Annotated in this window: 12 protein-coding genes and 1 other RNA gene; 6 read left to right on the top strand and 7 right to left on the bottom strand. The window is 60.5% G+C overall.

Features of this window, described 5'->3' with window-relative positions; genetic code table 11:
• The first annotated feature begins 9 nt into the window (after positions 1-9).
• The 5 genes from MLC59_RS07455 to MLC59_RS07435 all read left to right on the top strand — a co-directional run bounded on the left by MLC59_RS07455 (position 10) and on the right by MLC59_RS07435 (position 5,642).
• The gene (locus tag MLC59_RS07455; RefSeq protein WP_248232895.1) at positions 10-1,230 is read left to right on the top strand and encodes an RNA-guided endonuclease InsQ/TnpB family protein; all 1,221 of its coding nucleotides are present in this window, start codon (positions 10-12) and stop codon (positions 1,228-1,230) included.
• Positions 1,231-1,346: 116 nt separating this feature from the next.
• A complete protein-coding gene (gene smpB, locus MLC59_RS07450) occupies positions 1,347-1,823 on the top strand; it encodes an SsrA-binding protein SmpB (RefSeq protein WP_248232892.1) in 477 nt (158 codons plus the stop codon).
• Positions 1,824-1,917: 94 nt separating this feature from the next.
• Positions 1,918-2,275, top strand: a transfer-messenger RNA (tmRNA) gene (gene ssrA, locus MLC59_RS07445).
• A 222-nt stretch (positions 2,276-2,497) separates the two neighbouring features.
• Positions 2,498-4,390: a methyl-accepting chemotaxis protein gene (locus MLC59_RS20020; RefSeq protein WP_248232890.1), complete on the top strand. Its 1,893-nt coding sequence runs from the start codon at positions 2,498-2,500 to the stop codon at positions 4,388-4,390.
• Positions 4,391-4,529: 139 nt separating this feature from the next.
• Positions 4,530-5,642 carry an S-(hydroxymethyl)glutathione dehydrogenase/class III alcohol dehydrogenase gene (locus MLC59_RS07435; RefSeq protein WP_248232887.1) on the top strand — a complete coding sequence of 371 codons (1,113 nt, stop codon included), beginning with the start codon at positions 4,530-4,532 and terminating at the stop codon, positions 5,640-5,642.
• 29 nt (positions 5,643-5,671) lie between these two features.
• Here MLC59_RS07435 and MLC59_RS07430 read toward each other — a convergent pair whose 3' ends face one another.
• From MLC59_RS07430 to mqo, 3 genes are all read right to left on the bottom strand, one after another.
• Complete coding sequence (locus MLC59_RS07430) at positions 5,672-7,702, bottom strand: hypothetical protein (RefSeq protein ID WP_427901707.1); 2,031 nt, start codon at positions 7,700-7,702, stop codon at positions 5,672-5,674.
• 45 nt (positions 7,703-7,747) lie between these two features.
• Positions 7,748-8,986 carry an ATP-grasp domain-containing protein gene (locus tag MLC59_RS07425; RefSeq protein ID WP_248232884.1) on the bottom strand — a complete coding sequence of 413 codons (1,239 nt, stop codon included), beginning with the start codon at positions 8,984-8,986 and terminating at the stop codon, positions 7,748-7,750.
• 254 nt (positions 8,987-9,240) lie between these two features.
• On the bottom strand, positions 9,241-10,734 hold the full coding sequence (mqo, locus tag MLC59_RS07420; RefSeq protein ID WP_248232882.1) for a malate dehydrogenase (quinone): 1,494 nt from the start codon (positions 10,732-10,734) through the stop codon (positions 9,241-9,243).
• Positions 10,735-11,109: 375 nt separating this feature from the next.
• Here mqo and MLC59_RS07415 point away from each other — a divergent pair, with 375 nt between their 5' ends.
• The gene (locus tag MLC59_RS07415) at positions 11,110-12,111 is read left to right on the top strand and encodes a calcium/sodium antiporter (RefSeq protein ID WP_248232878.1); all 1,002 of its coding nucleotides are present in this window, start codon (positions 11,110-11,112) and stop codon (positions 12,109-12,111) included.
• Between the two features lie 28 nt (positions 12,112-12,139).
• Here the strand turns inward: MLC59_RS07415 and MLC59_RS07410 are convergent, their stop codons facing one another.
• The 4 genes from MLC59_RS07410 to chrA all read right to left on the bottom strand — a co-directional run bounded on the left by MLC59_RS07410 (position 12,140) and on the right by chrA (position 15,390).
• Positions 12,140-12,901, bottom strand: a complete 762-nt coding sequence (locus MLC59_RS07410) for a lysophospholipid acyltransferase family protein (protein WP_248232875.1) — start codon at positions 12,899-12,901, stop codon at positions 12,140-12,142.
• A gap of 165 nt (positions 12,902-13,066) precedes the next feature.
• The gene (gene msrB / locus MLC59_RS07405) at positions 13,067-13,489 is read right to left on the bottom strand and encodes a peptide-methionine (R)-S-oxide reductase MsrB (protein ID WP_248232873.1); all 423 of its coding nucleotides are present in this window, start codon (positions 13,487-13,489) and stop codon (positions 13,067-13,069) included.
• 50 nt (positions 13,490-13,539) lie between these two features.
• A complete protein-coding gene (gene msrA, locus MLC59_RS07400; RefSeq protein ID WP_248232872.1) occupies positions 13,540-14,166 on the bottom strand; it encodes a peptide-methionine (S)-S-oxide reductase MsrA in 627 nt (208 codons plus the stop codon).
• Positions 14,167-14,226: 60 nt separating this feature from the next.
• Complete coding sequence (gene chrA / locus MLC59_RS07395) at positions 14,227-15,390, bottom strand: chromate efflux transporter (RefSeq protein ID WP_248232870.1); 1,164 nt, start codon at positions 15,388-15,390, stop codon at positions 14,227-14,229.
• Positions 15,391-15,476 lie beyond the last annotated feature (86 nt).

The following is a 15,476-nucleotide window of genomic DNA, read 5'->3' as shown; positions in this document are numbered from 1 at the left end:
AGTGTGGTTATGCAACGTCTACAAGCCTTTAAATACGAACTCAGACCCAACGGCCGGCAACAGCGCCTTATGCGCCGTTTCGCTGGCTCCTGTCGGTTCGTGTTTAACAAGGCGTTGGCGTTGCAGAAAGAGCGTTACGAGCAAGGGGACAAAAAGCTGGGTTACGCCGGATTGTGCAAGCAGCTCACGCAATGGAAGCTGGACAGCAAAACCGAATGGTTAGGTGAAACGCCTTCGCAGGCTTTGCAGCAAAGCCTGAAGGACCTGGACCGCGCCTACGCCAACTTCTTTGCCCGGCGAGCCGAGTTTCCTTGCTTCAAGAAAAAGGGAATGTCTGACAGCTTTCGCTACCCACAAGGCACAAAACTGGAACAGGCCAACAGCCGTTTGTTTCTGCCAAAGCTCGGCTGGTTGCGGTACCGCAACAGCCGTGAGGTTCTGGGTACGGTGAAGAACATCACCGTCAGCCAGTCGTGTGGCAAGTGGTTTGTCTCGATCCAGACCGAGCGTGAAGTTGAACAGCCCGTGCCCAAGGGCGATGCCATTGGCATCGATATGGGCGTAGCCCGTTTCGCCTCATTTGACCGGCCCCTGCCAGCGTTTGAGGGCGATGACCACCTGAACCCCCTTAACAGCTTCAAGACGCATCAGGACCGGCTGCGCAAAGCGCAGCAGGCACTGAGCCGTAAGACCAAATTCAGCAACAACTGGAAAAGAGCCAAAGCCCGTGTCCAGCGCATTCACGCCCGGATCGGCCATGCCCGCCGCGACTATCTGCACAAAGCCACGACCACGATCAGCCAAAACCACGCGATGGTGTGTATCGAGGATTTAAAGGTGCGGAATATGTCGACGTCGGCGGCAGGCACGGTTGATCAGCCGGGAAGAAGCGTTCGACCCAAATCTGGATTAAACCGAAGTATTCTGGATCAGGGCTGGTTCGAGTTCCGCCGCCAGTTGGACTACAAGCTCCAATGGAACGGCGGTTGGCTGGTGGCCGTGCCACCACGCAACACCAGCCGCACCTGCCCGGCCTGCGGCCATGTGTCGGCGGACAACCGCCAGACACAAGCGCAGTTCCACTGCTTGGATTGCGGCTTTAAGGAAAACGCCGACACGGTTGGCGCGATCAATGTATTAAGGGCGGGGCACGCCCGGTTCGCCTGTGAAGTGAGCAATGCTACAAGGTCGCCAGCAGCAGGAACCCACCGAGGTGAGTCAGCCCTGTAGGCTGAACACGGTAGGAATCGCCTTCCTTTAGGTGGGCAAGGATGTCAAAATTCGCCACTTGTCTGCAGCCGGATCGATCCCACAGCCAGACACCGAATATCCAACGGAAAGACTTCATGAGCAAGAAAAAACCGGCAAACTCCGGGGGCACCATCGCCCTCAACAAGAAAGCCCGGCACGAGTACCACATTGAAGAGCGCATCGAAGCCGGTGTGCAGTTGCTGGGCTGGGAGGTCAAATCACTACGGGAAGGCAAGGGCCAGATCACCGAGGCCTACGTGCTGTTCCGTGAAGGCGAGGCGTTTCTTTTCAACGCCCAGATTACGCCCCTGAACACGGCTTCCACCCATGTGATTGCCGACCCGACCCGCACCCGCAAGCTGCTGCTGCACGCCAAGGAAATCGCACGACTGGTGGGCAAGGCGGAACAGGTCGGCCATACCTGCGTGCCCCTTGCCCTGTACTGGAAAAAGAACAAGGTGAAGTGCGAGATTGCCCTGGTAAAAGGCAAGAAGCTGTACGACAAGCGCGCTACCGAGAAAGAGCGGGACTGGAACCGCCAGAAGCAGCGCATCATGCGGGACCACACATAAATGGCGGGCAACACGGTTAGGGGTAACTACCAACGGGCTTTTGCGGAAAGAGCTTGAAGTCCGGCCAACCGGCCCCATATACTGATCACACAAGGGGGGCGACATGGCTTCGACGCTGGTAGCGAACCCTTGGGTGCATGTCGAGATGGCAGCCAATCTCGTTAATCCAAAGCTGCAAGCAATAGTCGCAAACGACGACAACTACGCACTGGCGGCGTAAGCCGCTGGTCGTCCTGACCCGGGTGCCTGTAAACGGGTATTTCAGGACGTCATAGCTAACAGGCTGCTCCTTTAACCAGAGCTCACTGGTTGAAGGCTAAGATTCAAAGAGCTCGCCTTTTGCACCCTGACCTTCGGGTCGCTCAAGGTTAAACGAATAGAAGGACACTAAACATGTAGATCTCAAGGCAGAGTACTGGCGGACGCGGGTTCAATTCCCGCCGCCTCCACCAAACAACCGCGAAAAGCCCCGGACCTCCGGGGCTTTTTTCGTTTCAGGCCTTCCCGATACCCACACTTACCCACTGGCCCCACACTTGCCCACTGGCAAGGGACCGCCACCTCACCTGGACAGAAACACTTCGTAACCAAACGGTGTCAAGAAATACACCCGCTTGCCGTTACGCTTCTCTATAGTGGTCATCACTGATAACAACAGAATCTGGAGTCCCCCTGTGAAGCGTTTCCTTTCCCTGTCGTGGCGACAGAAATTCGGGTTGTTGATTGCGGGCACCCTGATTGGGCTGGTCCTGGTGGCGCTGGCCGCCTTGCGAGGGCTGGACCAGGTCTCCGAGTCCTATGAAGACCGGTCATCGGCCAACCAGTATCAGAATGCCTCCCTTACCCTCTGGGGCGAATGGTTGCGGGTAGAAACACTGAGTAACGGGCTGGTCGCAGATGAGGTTGACCAGTACCAGGGACAGCTGGATGCACTGGAAAGCCAGGCCAGGCAACTGGTGGCCCAGGCAGAAGTCATCTCGGATGAGGGCATCCAGGCGACAGCCACCGAGATCCGCGAACAGGTGTCTGCCTATGTCGCTCTGCGCCGCCAGTGGCTGGAACAACGTCAGGCCCTGGGCCTTGACTCATCGTCGGGCATCCACGGCGAGCTGACCAAGGCCATGGATGAAGGGCTGCGCCAGATCAGTATCTCGATAATGAATGAGGATATCGAGCTGGCCATGACAACCTATTCCGATTACCTGAACAACTTTACCCCGGAATCCGCCGAGCAGACCCACCAGGCCATTGATGGCATGCAGGAAGTCATCACGAACATGGACTGGGAGGAGAATGATCTCGGCCTGGCGGTGAAGACGTTTGCGAAAGCCTTCGAGCGGGCAGAAAGCCAGATCAACGCCATCCAGGACACCCAGCAGCAGCTGGCGACCCTTGGCGGCGAGCTCGAAGCGGTGATTGAGCGCCAGAACCAGTCACTGGAGACCGGACTCGTAGCCAGCACCACCGCCCGTGCCGAGCAGGCAAGGGACGCCTCCGCCTGGCTGGTGATCATCGTCTCTGCCGTGGTGCTGGTTGTACTGATCGTCACCCTTACCCAGGCCTCCCGCACGCTGGTAGGCCGGCTCAAGGATGCGGCCAGGCTGCTGACCCGGGTCGCCGCCGGTGATCTGAGTGAGCGCCTGCGTGTAGGCCACAATACCAATGACGAGTTCAACGCCCTTGGGGGTGCATCCAATCAGATGGTAGAGGACGTTTCCGGTGTTATCCGGGAGGTACTCGACGGCAACCGGGACCTGGACCGACTGCAGGGCGAACTGCAGCAACTGGTCAGCCAGATGAGCGCCAACAGCGAACAGGTGGAAGCCCAGACCGAGCAGGCTGCCGCGGCCGTTCAGGAAATCTCCCATACCGCCTCCGACATCGCCAAGCTGACCAATACGGTGAACGAGTCCACCCAACAGGCCAACGAGGCCGCCAGTCATGGCGCCACGGTGGTTCGTAGCAATGGCGAAATCATGCAGGACCTTTCCGGCAAGATCCGCCAGACCCACGAGCAGGTGAAGAGCCTGAGCAAGACCGGCGAGAAGGTGAATACCATTGTTGACACCATCAACAGCCTGGCGGAACAGACCAACCTGCTGGCCCTGAACGCGGCCATCGAGGCCGCCCGTGCCGGCGAAGCTGGCCGGGGCTTCTCGGTCGTCGCCGATGAGGTGCGCTCCCTTGCGGAGAAGACCGTTTCCGCAACCGCAGGCATCGCCGACATCGTCGACGCCCTGAACCGTGAGACCCGGGAAATCGGCTCCCTGATGGAGCAGGGCCTGCAACAGGCCAACGCCGGTGAAGAGAGTGCGGGCGAAGCAGTGGCGGTCATCGAACGGATTACCCAGTCAATCCAGTCCCTGGCTGGCGACATGGAACAGGTAGTGTCCTCGGTCGAGGGCATTTCCACCACCACTGAAGAGATCGCCCAGAAGGTGGAACACATCCACGGCAGCGCCCTGGAATCCCGCACCATCCGCGGCCACCTGGAGGATCACGCCAGGGCCCTTGGTAACTGCTCGGAGTCCCTCAACCAGGCCTCCTCGGGCTTTCGCCTGACCTGAAGCCCATTGCCGCCGGGGCCCTCTGTTCCGGCGGCAATCCCCTTTTTACGGAAATTACTGCCCTTTCAAGTGATACAAAACCGGCTTTCTCCTCTATCCTTGCGGGTAATCCCAAAATTGACGGAAAGAGGAGCCTGACGTGATCAAATCCCGAGCCGCCGTAGCGTTCGAAGCGAACAAACCCCTGGAAATCGTTGAAGTGGATGTGGAGCCACCCAAAGAGGGTGAAGTCCTGGTGCGCATCGTCGCCACCGGCGTGTGCCACACCGACGCCTACACCCTTTCCGGTGCCGATCCGGAAGGTAACTTCCCCGCCATTCTTGGCCATGAAGGCGGTGGTATTGTCGAGCAGGTAGGGCCTGGCGTGACCGGCCTTGAGGTGGGCGACCATGTCATCCCGCTGTATACCGCCGAGTGCGGTCAGTGCAAGTTCTGCACCTCCGGCAAGACTAACCTGTGCGGCGCCGTGCGGGCGACCCAGGGCAAGGGCGTGATGCCTGACGGCACCTCCCGCTTCTCCTATCAGGGCAAGCCCATCTATCACTACATGGGCACTTCCACGTTCTCTGAATACACCGTGCTGCCTGAAATATCGCTGGCGAAGATCCCCAAGGAAGCACCGCTGGACAAGGTTTGCCTGCTGGGCTGTGGCGTAACCACCGGCATTGGCGCGGTGCTCAACACCGCCAAGGTCGAAGAAGGCGCCACCGTGGCGATCTTCGGGCTGGGCGGCATTGGCCTGGCCGCGATTATCGGCGCCACCATGGCGAAGGCGGGTCGCATTATCGCCATCGACATCAACCCGTCCAAGTTCGACCTTGCCAGGCAGCTGGGTGCGACGGACGTGGTCAACCCCAACGACTACGACAAGCCGTTGCAGGAGGTCATCATTGATATGACCGACGGCGGCGCCGACTACACCTTCGAGTGCGTCGGGAACGTCCAGCTGATGCGGGCCGCCCTGGAAGCCTGTCACAAGGGCTGGGGCGAAAGCACCATCATCGGCGTGGCCGGTGCTGGCGAGGAAATCAGCACCCGACCCTTCCAGCTGGTGACCGGCCGGGTATGGCGTGGTTCCGCCTTCGGTGGCGTGAAAGGTCGTACCGAGCTGCCCGGCTATGTCGCCAAGGCCCAGTCCGGGGAGATTCCGCTGGACGTGTTCATCACCCATGAAATGCAGCTGGAAGACATCAACAAGGCCTTTGAGTTGATGCACGAAGGCAAGAGCATTCGCTCAGTAATACATTTCTGATCGGGTGACCTGTCCTGCAGCGGCTCGGGTCAGCCCGGCCCGCTGTCCGCCTGCAGGGCAGCCCCTGGCACCCGGTCTGCACCCCAGCTGCGATAGACCATCTCGCTGATACCCTGGATGTCCTCCGCAGGGACAGCCTCCGGGTCGCCACGCTCCAGCGGGTCGAAGTGGAAGATGTACAGCCGCGAGGCGAACTCCCCGAACGGCAGGGAGGCCTCCCCGAAACGCTCCCCGTTACCCGACGTACTCACCACGATCTCGTCACCCCAGTTCTGACCACTGTCGTTATTGGGGTTGAAGAAGTACACCCGCATCTCATCCTGCTGATCCAGCCCGACCCGCAATATGGTAATGGCATGCCAGCCGATAAACCGGGCTGCACTGTCGGTGACGGCGATGCCTGCCGGCTGGGGGTGGATCAAGGGCTGGTTGCCGTTGTAATAGGGGTGGTAGCTGACGTAGAAGTGGCGGAGAAATCCGTCCAGGTCATCCAGCTGACCCGTCGCCACATCGACATTGATACGGAAGCCCCGGCCGGACCACCAGCCATGGAATTCAGGGTTTACCCAGCGATGGGGGTCCCCTTCCCGACCGATGCACATGCGCCCCATTTCTGCGTAGATACGGTCCAGGTGGGGCACCACCAGCAGGGACACCGGGTCCAGGTCGAGGGTGACTTCCGTCGCAACGCCGGACTCGCTCAGCCTTGAGGACACCGGCTGCCCTTCAAAATGCATGATGATTTCGTCATCCCTGGCGGCCCAGGCAACCATCTGCAGCAGGTAATCCGGGTCATTGTAGGCCCACATGGACAGGGCCCGCGCCGACTGGCAGGTGGGGTTATTCCCCTGCCCCACACCCAGCGGCTGGCCCAGCATCGACAACACACCCTGGATCAGCCAGGCCCGGGGCCCCGGTGCCGGGCCAAAGGCCATTCGCAAGCGCTCCTCGGAATAAGGCGATACCGGCAGCAGCACCTGGCGCCAGAGCGCCGGTGCGACGGGGGGCTGGTACAGGATGCCACGCTCAAGCATCAGCGCCAGGCCGTACACGCCCTGACAGGTTTCCGGATGAATGCCTTCGTGGATCAGGGCATGCACCAGGTCCTGGTAGCACAGCAGGCAGTCCCGCCCGGTACTGGACAGGCCAAGGGCCTCGCCCACCAGGCTGGGACTGGTGTTCAGCAGGTACCGTATAAGCACCGCATGATAGGGCGAAACCAGGCCAGTATCGTGCATGGCCCGGGCACAGCCCGTGGCTTCGCTTTGCAGGGCCACCGAGTCCATGGTGCGCAGGTGCTCCTGGTAAACCTCCACACCGGGGTCTTCCCGACAGGCCTGGGTCGGGCCAAACAGGCTGCTGATCAGCCGGTCCGCACCCTGGCCACTGCCGCCCAGGTCAATTTCGGGGTTGGCGCGGCAGACAGCAATCTGGGTAATCATCTGCCGGACATCACCCACCTGGATGGGACGCTGGTTGAGCATCCGCCAGATCTCGTCGATTAACTGATCGATGACGTGCTCATAGCCGATACGTTCGGCCAGGTGGCGAATGACGTTGCGGCTGATGGTGGCCAGTTTTCCCTGCTGCTCGCGCTCCGCTTCAGACGGGACACCAAACAGCAGCTCCAGGTTGATAGCCAGCACCTGCGCCAGGTAGTGGTGGGCCTGCTCCTTCGAGATATGGGGATGCAGGTAGAGCCCCTTGGCCACCGCAAGTAATCTCAGTTCACTGAGCGCCTCGACGACCACAGTCTCCATCTGCGGGCTGCGCAGGGAGTGGCTGGTCAGTGACGGAATCAGGATCTGCGGGTAGGCCCAGTCGGAACCCTCAAAAACGCCGCACTGCTCGATTGCCTCGGCCCGTGCCTCTGCCTCGGCGCACCCACCATCAACCATCAGCACCTGCCGGGCACTGTCCAGCAGGCGGGGTATCTTCGACAACCGGGTAAACTCGGGGCTTGCCGCTACCAGCTCAACAGCGTCATCCAGACGCTTGACCCTGACGGCGAGCTTCCTTGCCACGTCACCGGAAGCGGCCTGTTCGTTATTGTCAGTCAAACCCGAAATCCTCAGGGCGCGCAGCCCGTAGCCAGTTCAGGTTGATTATACATAGAAGTCCAGGTCTTCCTGATGTTTCAGCAGATCCCGCATGCGATAGGGATCATCACCAAAGAAGTAGATCAGCCCCCAGTGGGTACCAAAGGCGGTTCGCTTGGTGACGGTTTCTTCCATCGGCGGCGTCAGCTCGTGGGACTCGAAGTATTCGTGGTCTTCGGTCTCTTCCGGCATTTCCAGGCGGCTGACCACACGGCGGCGGGGATAGACGCCAAAGCACCCTGCGTAGCCCTTGGCATCCACCACTTCTTTCGGGAAGAAAGCGGTAATCTCTTCATCCGTGGTTTTCGGATCGAAGGCCAGGATCAGGCCCTGGTAGGCGTTGAAACCGTAGGCCCGCTCGAGCAGCTCGAACACCTTGAAGCCCGGTGGGCGATAGGCTACCTCGCCGAAATACATAGTGCCGTCGCTGGTCACAAAGTACTCGGGGTGCACAAAGCCAAAGTCGATATCGAAGGTCTTGATCAGTTTTTCGATCTCGGCCGTGATCTGTGAGCGGTACTTTTCAAGGTCCGGGGTCGCCGGCACAAACACCGAGTAGCCCAGAGTGACGTACTCGGAGATGTTCAGGAAACGGATCTTGCCGTTATGAATCCACGCTTCTACCGCAAACTCCCAGCCGTCCAGGTGGGACTCCATCAGCACCGGGAATTCTTCCTCGGGGATGGTATCCACCTCGTCAGGAGTCCGGATAACACGGTGACCAAGGCAGCCGGCCTTGTCGAAGGCCTTCAAGTGGATCGGGTCGTTGGGGTCGCCGTCCAGTTTCAGCAGGGTCTGGTTCACGCGCTTGAGAAAGCGGATGACGTCTTCCCGGTCGTGGGCTTCCTCGAAGATGCCCACCCGGATACCGCCCAGCTGGGCGCGACGCTTCATCAGCGCCTTGTCCCGCAACAGCATGGCCTGGCCGAACAGGCGGGGGTTATCCAGCAGCACCGAGTTGATGGCGCCGGCCCACTCCACGGTTTCCTCGAACAGGGGGATGGCCACATTGACACCCATGTCTTTCAGGGTCTGGGCAATCTCTACCGAGCGGTCATTGAGGCGCTCGAAGTTCCAGGGCACGTAGGGAATATCGTGTTCTTCGCAGTAGGGTTCCGCCCAGTCCGGCGCGACCACCACATACTGGCGATCAAAGGATTCAGCCGCTTCCACCGCGTTGAGGCTCCACCCCAGTAACGCCACATAGCCCTTGTCGGGATTAAACTTGCGTTCACGCTTTGCCATGATCACTCCTTGAGTGTGAGATATTTCACATTTCTAAAGAGTATACTCGTCAACGATCAGAGAAGTTCACCGCCTTGCACGGTGAGTTGACAGACAACTTGCTGGAATATAAAGAAATTATCGGGTGAGAACAGAGGCAGACCGATTAGGTCTTAAAACAACTGAAACAGATCGGAATCGAATATGCTGATGGGGGACGGGGTCCGGCGGAACCTGCGCAGCCTCGACCACGCAGATTCCGGGCGGATAACCCGTCAGGCTTGTTCTTTAAGGCCCAGGGTCGACAACGTCCGTTCACGCACCTTGTTGAGTAGCGCCTCATCATCCACCAGGGACTGCCCGTAGGACGGGATAATCTCCCTCAGGCGTTCCTGCCACTCGGCGCTTTGCGCCCGTTCGCCGAAGCACCGGTGAATCACATCCAGCATCGCGTGGGCCGCGGTGGAGGCGCCCGGGGAGGCACCCAGCAGGGCCGCCAGGGAGCCGTCCTTCGCGGCAACGATCTCGGTGCCGAACTCCAGTTTGCCGCCGCCTTCCTTGGTCTTCTTGATAATCTGCACCCGCTGACCAGCGTTCTGCAGCTTCCAGTCTTCCTCACGGACATCCGGGAAGAAGTTGCGCAGCGACGCTACCCGGTCACTGTGGGACTGGAACACTTCGCCAATCAGGTAACGAGTCAGGTCCATATTGGTGCGACTGACAGACAGCATGGGGCGCAGGTTGGTGGGGTTCACCGAACCGAACAAATCGAAGATGGAACCCTGTTTGAGGAACCGGGTGGTGAAGCCTGCAAAGGGGCCAAACAGCAGGGCCGGCTCGCCGTTGATGATACGTGTATCCAGGTGCGGCACGGACATGGGCGGTGCACCGATCGGCGCCTTGCCGTAGACCTTGGCATGGTGCTGGGTCACGATGTCCTGCTTCTGGCAAACCAGCCACTGGCCACTGACCGGGAAACCGCCGTAACCATGGGCCTCGTCAATATCGGACTTCTGCAGCATGGGTAGCGCACCGCCACCCGCACCCAGGAAGACAAAGTCCGACTGAATCTTCTGGACGGCACCGGTCTTCTGGTTCTTGACCCGGATCTTCCAGGGGCCCTTGCCTTCCTTGCGGCTCAGATCCTGTACCGGGCAGCTCAGCATCAGTTCAAAGTTGGGAGTGCCTTCCAGGTACTTGACCATGCTGCGGGTCAACGAGCCGAAATCCACATCGGCGCCGTGACCAATACGGGTGGCTGCCACTCGCTGCATGGGGTCACGGTTCTTGACCACCAGCGGCATCCACTCCTGCAGGGTTTCCGGGGACTCGGTATATTCCATCTCCCGGAACAGGTAGTGGGCCTTGAGCTTTTCGTAACGGCGCTTGAGGAAGGCCACGCCATCGTCACCCCAGACAAAGCTCATATGGGGCGTGCGGTTGATAAAGCTCCTGGGCTCCGGCAGCATGCCCTGCTCCACCAGCCACGACCACAGTTGCAGGGATATTTCGAAGGACGAGTTGATGGTCAGTGCGCGATCAATGCTCACGTCGCCATCGTCGGTTTCCGGGGTGTAGTTGAGTTCGCAGTAGCCGGCGTGGCCGGTACCGGCGTTATTCCATCCGTCAGTACTTTCATGGGCCACGTGATCGAGACGCTCCACCATGACGATGTCCAGGGACGGATCCAGCTGCCTGAGCATCATGCCGAGAGTGGCGCTCATGACGCCACCGCCGACCAGCACTACGTCTGCCTTTCTTACAGCCATTTGCTAGTCACCTTAGCGAGTTATTGAACCTGTCGGGCCCGCCACGATCAGCAGCACTGCCCGGAAAGTGTGACATTATCCCCGTTTTGGCGGGGATAATAAAATGCTGAGCATGCCAACTATTCAAACCTTGAAGTGGCAGACTCGCGGGAATTCTGATGGTATTTGCGGCATTATGATGCGCACTATCCCGTACGCAGTCACCGCAACTTTAGTCGGATATTGAGGTAAAAGCGCCGTCACAGCCATAGGGGATTACCGGGTGCTTACCTTTGAAACCGTTTTGCGGTAACGTCCACGCCCGCGTGGATACGAACGGGACGACGGCCCCGTTCAGTCATGGCCACTGTTGTTTTCCCTGCTGAGGAATATCGGATGTTGCTTGCCCTGCTCGCCATTGCTGCCGGCCTGGTCCTGCTGGTCTGGAGTGCTGACCGTTTCGTGGATGGCGCTGCGGCCACCGCCGCCCACCTGGGAATGTCGCCCCTGCTGATCGGTATGGTGGTGATCGGCTTTGGCACCTCGGCGCCAGAGCTCGCGGTGTCTGCCATTGCCGCGACCGACGGTAACCCCGGGTTGGCCCTGGGTAACGCCTACGGCTCCAACATTACCAACATTGCCCTGATTGTGGGCCTGGTGGCGCTGATCAGTCCGATCCAGGTTCACTCCCAGATCCTGCACAAGGAACTGCCGATCCTTATCGGCATTACCCTGCTGGCCGGCTGGCAGCTACTGGATGGCAACCTGTCCAGGCTGGATGGCTGGATACTGCTGGCCGTGTTCGCCGTAGTGATGGGCTGGTCCATCGTGCAGGGTATCCGGGGTAAGGGTGATGCACTCGGGGGCGAAACCGAGTCAGAGCTCGCTTCACATCCCATGCCCCTGAAACGGGCGCTGATGTGGCTGGTGATTGGCCTGGTGCTGCTGCTGGTCAGCTCCCGCATGCTGGTATGGGGCGCGGTCTACGTGGCCCAGGCGCTGGGCGTCAGCGACCTGATCATCGGGCTGACCATCGTGGCCATCGGCACGTCACTGCCGGAGCTGGCCGCGGGTATTGCCTCCGTTCGCAAGAACGAACACGACCTGATCCTCGGCAACATTCTTGGCTCAGGCATCTTCAATACCCTGGCCGTAGTCGGCATGGCCGCGGCTATCGAGCCGATGGCTGCTGAGAGCACCATCCTCTACCGGGACTGGTCCGTTATGGCGGCGGTTACCCTGGGCCTGTTCCTGATGGCCTTCGGCCTGTTTGGCGCCAAGCGGTTGATCCGGCGCTGGGAAGGTGCGGTGCTGGTGGCCGTTTACATCGGCTACACCGGTTACCTGGCCAGTACAGTGGTCAGTGCCGCAAGGGCCAGCGGCGTGCCAGGCCTGTAACCGGCTCGACGGTGAGGCCTGCCCCCTATCAGGCCTCACCGTCGCCCAGTAATTCTTCCAGCTGGCGTCGTACCTGCGTCATCAGCTCCGGTAACTGCTCCTTCGTCATACCGGATGTATCAATGGGCGTGCCCACCTGAACCTCGACCGGCTGGCCCAGGTTGATCTTCCAGCTTCGGGCCTGCAGCACATGGTGAACCCCGCGAATGGCCATGGGGACCACCACCGCCTCGGTATCCAGGGCCAGGTGAAAGCAGCCCTTCTTGAACGGTTGTAGGCGGGCATCACTGGAGCGGGTACCCTCCGGGGCTGCCCAGAGTACGATCCCGCTTTCCATCATTGCCCTGGCGCGGGCCAGGTCCTGCACTGCCCGGTTGCGGTTATGGCGGTCAATGGACGGGAATTCCGCCGCCTTCATGGCGCCACCCAGCAAGGGGATCCTGAACAGCTCCTTCTTGGCCAGCATGCGAATGGAACCGGGCATGGACACGAAGGTGATCGGGATATCGTAATGGCTGGCGTGCGTACTCACGATGATATAGCGCCGGCCATCACCAAAGTCCGGTACCTCACCCCTGACCGTCAAGTTGGCCCGGACCATCCGTAACAGGGTGGTGGACCAACCCCGGGTGTATGCGTCCACGGTGCTCCGGTCCAGTCGCCTCACTGCCGCCCTGCCAAGCACCAGCAGACTGTAGATCGCGGTCAGGCCGAAGGACCCCAGGATGACGGCAACTCGCCGCAACAGGGTCGCTGATTCGGTAAGTGGGTTGGCTCTGAGTCGAATCATGCAGGTCCGGGCTCCATCGGTTCAGTGGGACAAAGCGGCGGATTATAGCGCCCCGGGCCTGGCGCGACGCAAATTGCAGGTGCCGGAATGCGGACGGTACGCAGCAATCTGCGCCGCAGGGATACCCGGATTACCGGAACTGGAATGCCCGGGTATCAGCCGTTCTCATTCAGTGCGAAAGGTCAAGGCTACCGAGTTGAGGCAATAACGCTGGCCAGTGGGAGGCGGGCCGTCCGGGAATACGTGGCCCAGGTGGCTGTCACAGCGGGGGCACCGGACCTCGGTGCGGGTCATGCCGAGGCTGCTGTCTTCCAGGTAGCGGATATGGTCCTTGTCAAAAGGCTCGAAAAAGCTCGGCCACCCGGTGCCTGAATCAAACTTGGAAGACGAACTGAACAACGGCAGGTCACACAGGCGGCAGTGATAGACACCGTCCTGCTTGTTGTCCAGCAATGTGCCGCAAAAGGGGCGCTCCGTGCCATGGTCAAGCAATACCGTGCGCTCCTCAGGGCTCAGGTCGGCCGCGAGTCGGTCGATCTCCGCGGGAGAAAGTGGCGTCAGGTCGTAGCCTGCTTCAGATGTGGTCATGGACAAACCTCCGGAACGGGGCGGCGGCCGTGCTTAAAGGCTGAAGCCGGTCAGACCGGTTTCAGCCTGTCCGGATACACTTCCCTGACTTTCTTCAGCTTGGGCTCGGCGACCGCCATGATGTAGGGCTGCCGGGGATTCCTGCCGGCAAAGTTCTGATGATACTCCTCCGCCGCGTAGAAAGCCCGGAGCGGCTCGAGGCTGGTGACCACAGGGTCCGGGAAAACACCGGCTTCGTCAATCTGGCGGATATAGTCTTCTGCGACCTGCCTTTGCTCAGGTGTTGCATAGAAAATGGCCGAGCGGTATTGCGACCCCTGGTCGTTGCCCTGACGGTTCAGCTGTGTGGGGTCGTGGGCCACCGAGAAAAACACCCGCAGCAGCTCACCGTAACTGATGACCGCAGGGTCGTATTCGATTTCCACGGCCTCGGCGTGGCCGGTCTGACCGGTACATACCGCCTCGTAATTCGCGGTATCGGCATCGCCCCCGGCATAGCCCGAGATCACTTTATGAACACCGTCAAGCGTCAGAAAGACGGCCTCCACACACCAGAAACACCCACCCGCCAAGGTCACCTTCTGCAGGCCCTGGCCTTCTGGTGCGAGGTCATGCCCGGGGACCGGGAAGCGGTCACGGGGAATGTTCATTCCGGAAACACTGCAAGATGTGCTCATCGACGGCACCCTCCTTTCTCAGACATTATGGACAACGGGCCCGGAGTCTGCGCGGCCTTTTCAGAACAACAGGGCTCCCAGGATCGCACTGGCCGGCGCCAGTATCCAGACCGGCACGCGCACTACCGCCAGCGCCCACCAGGTGGCAAGCACAAAGGCCAGTCCCGCCGGAGAACCTACGGCAGACGTCCACACAGGATCATACAGGGCTGCCAGCAGCAAGCCTACGACTCCGGCATTGACCCCGGCAAGCACTGAGCGGGCCCGCTCATGGCGACGCAACCATTGCCACAGGGGCAGACCGGCAAACACCAGCAACACCCCCGGCAGGAACACGGCCAGCAAGGCCAGGGCTGCACCAGGCAAACCGCCTGAAACGCCCCCCAGGAACGCCGAAAAGGTGAACAGGGGACCGGGCACCGCCTGGGCGGCTCCGTACCCGGCCAGGAAGGTATCCGCTGACACCTGCCCGGAAGCCACGAACCCCTCCTCCAGCCAGGGCAGGACCACATGGCCACCGCCGAAGACCAGGGCGCCGGAGCGATACATCTCTGCCACCAGCCACCGCAGCGAGCCAGCGTCTGCAGGCAGGAACGACGCCAGCAACAGCAGTGCGAACACCACGGCGAACACCATTGGACGGCGACCCTGCACTGGCAATGATAATGATTCTGCGCCCTTGCCCGGGGGCACCCGCATTACGAACCCGACTAACCCGGCCAGGCTCAGGGCCGCCAGTTGCACCAGTGCAGAGCTGGCCAGTAACAAAATAACGGCAACCATCAGCGCAAGCCCCTGGCGCAGGGGGTCGGGGCAAAGATTACGCCCCATCTGCCACACCGCATGCCCCACCACGGCGACCACAAAGAGCTTCAGCCCGGTGACCCAGCCCCCTTGCGCCGCATCCGGCCACAGGGTCAACCCGAACGCGAACAGCGCCATGAGAATGGCTGACGGCAGGGTAAACGCCAGCCAGGCGGCCAGTGCCCCGGCATAGTGCCCACGCAGGAAGCCGATCGCCAGCCCGGTCTGGCTGGAAGCTGGCCCCGGCAGCAGCTGACAAAGGGCAACCACCTCGCCATAGGCGCTTTCGCTCAGCCAGCGACGACGACGGACAAATTCATCGTGGAAGTAGCCCAGGTGAGCCGCCGGACCGCCAAAGGAGGTCAGGCCCAGGCGCAGGAATACGGCAAAGACTTCCCTGAAGGATGCGTTCTCACTCACTCGGTATTTCCTCTTCTTGAAAACGACATGACACAGACATTAAGGATACGTCGTATTTACGGGTCGGGCCTGAGGGACCATACTGT

This window comes from Marinobacter bryozoorum (genome assembly GCF_023156245.1).
Classification (GTDB): Bacteria; Pseudomonadota; Gammaproteobacteria; order Pseudomonadales; family Oleiphilaceae; genus Marinobacter; species Marinobacter bryozoorum.
Note: the sequence above shows the minus strand (reverse complement) of the source record. Positions and strands in the feature narration are given on the sequence as shown.

Coding starts and splice junctions, on each gene's coding strand:
- MLC59_RS07455 (WP_248232895.1), top strand. CDS start 10: ATGCAACGTCTACAAGCCTTTAAATACGAACTCAGACCCAACGGCCGG.
- smpB (WP_248232892.1), top strand. CDS start 1,347: ATGAGCAAGAAAAAACCGGCAAACTCCGGGGGCACCATCGCCCTCAAC.
- MLC59_RS07425 (WP_248232884.1), bottom strand. CDS start 8,986: ATGGCAAAGCGTGAACGCAAGTTTAATCCCGACAAGGGCTATGTGGCG.
- mqo (WP_248232882.1), bottom strand. CDS start 10,734: ATGGCTGTAAGAAAGGCAGACGTAGTGCTGGTCGGCGGTGGCGTCATG.
- MLC59_RS07415 (WP_248232878.1), top strand. CDS start 11,110: ATGTTGCTTGCCCTGCTCGCCATTGCTGCCGGCCTGGTCCTGCTGGTC.
- MLC59_RS07410 (WP_248232875.1), bottom strand. CDS start 12,901: ATGATTCGACTCAGAGCCAACCCACTTACCGAATCAGCGACCCTGTTG.
- msrB (WP_248232873.1), bottom strand. CDS start 13,489: ATGACCACATCTGAAGCAGGCTACGACCTGACGCCACTTTCTCCCGCG.
- msrA (WP_248232872.1), bottom strand. CDS start 14,166: ATGAGCACATCTTGCAGTGTTTCCGGAATGAACATTCCCCGTGACCGC.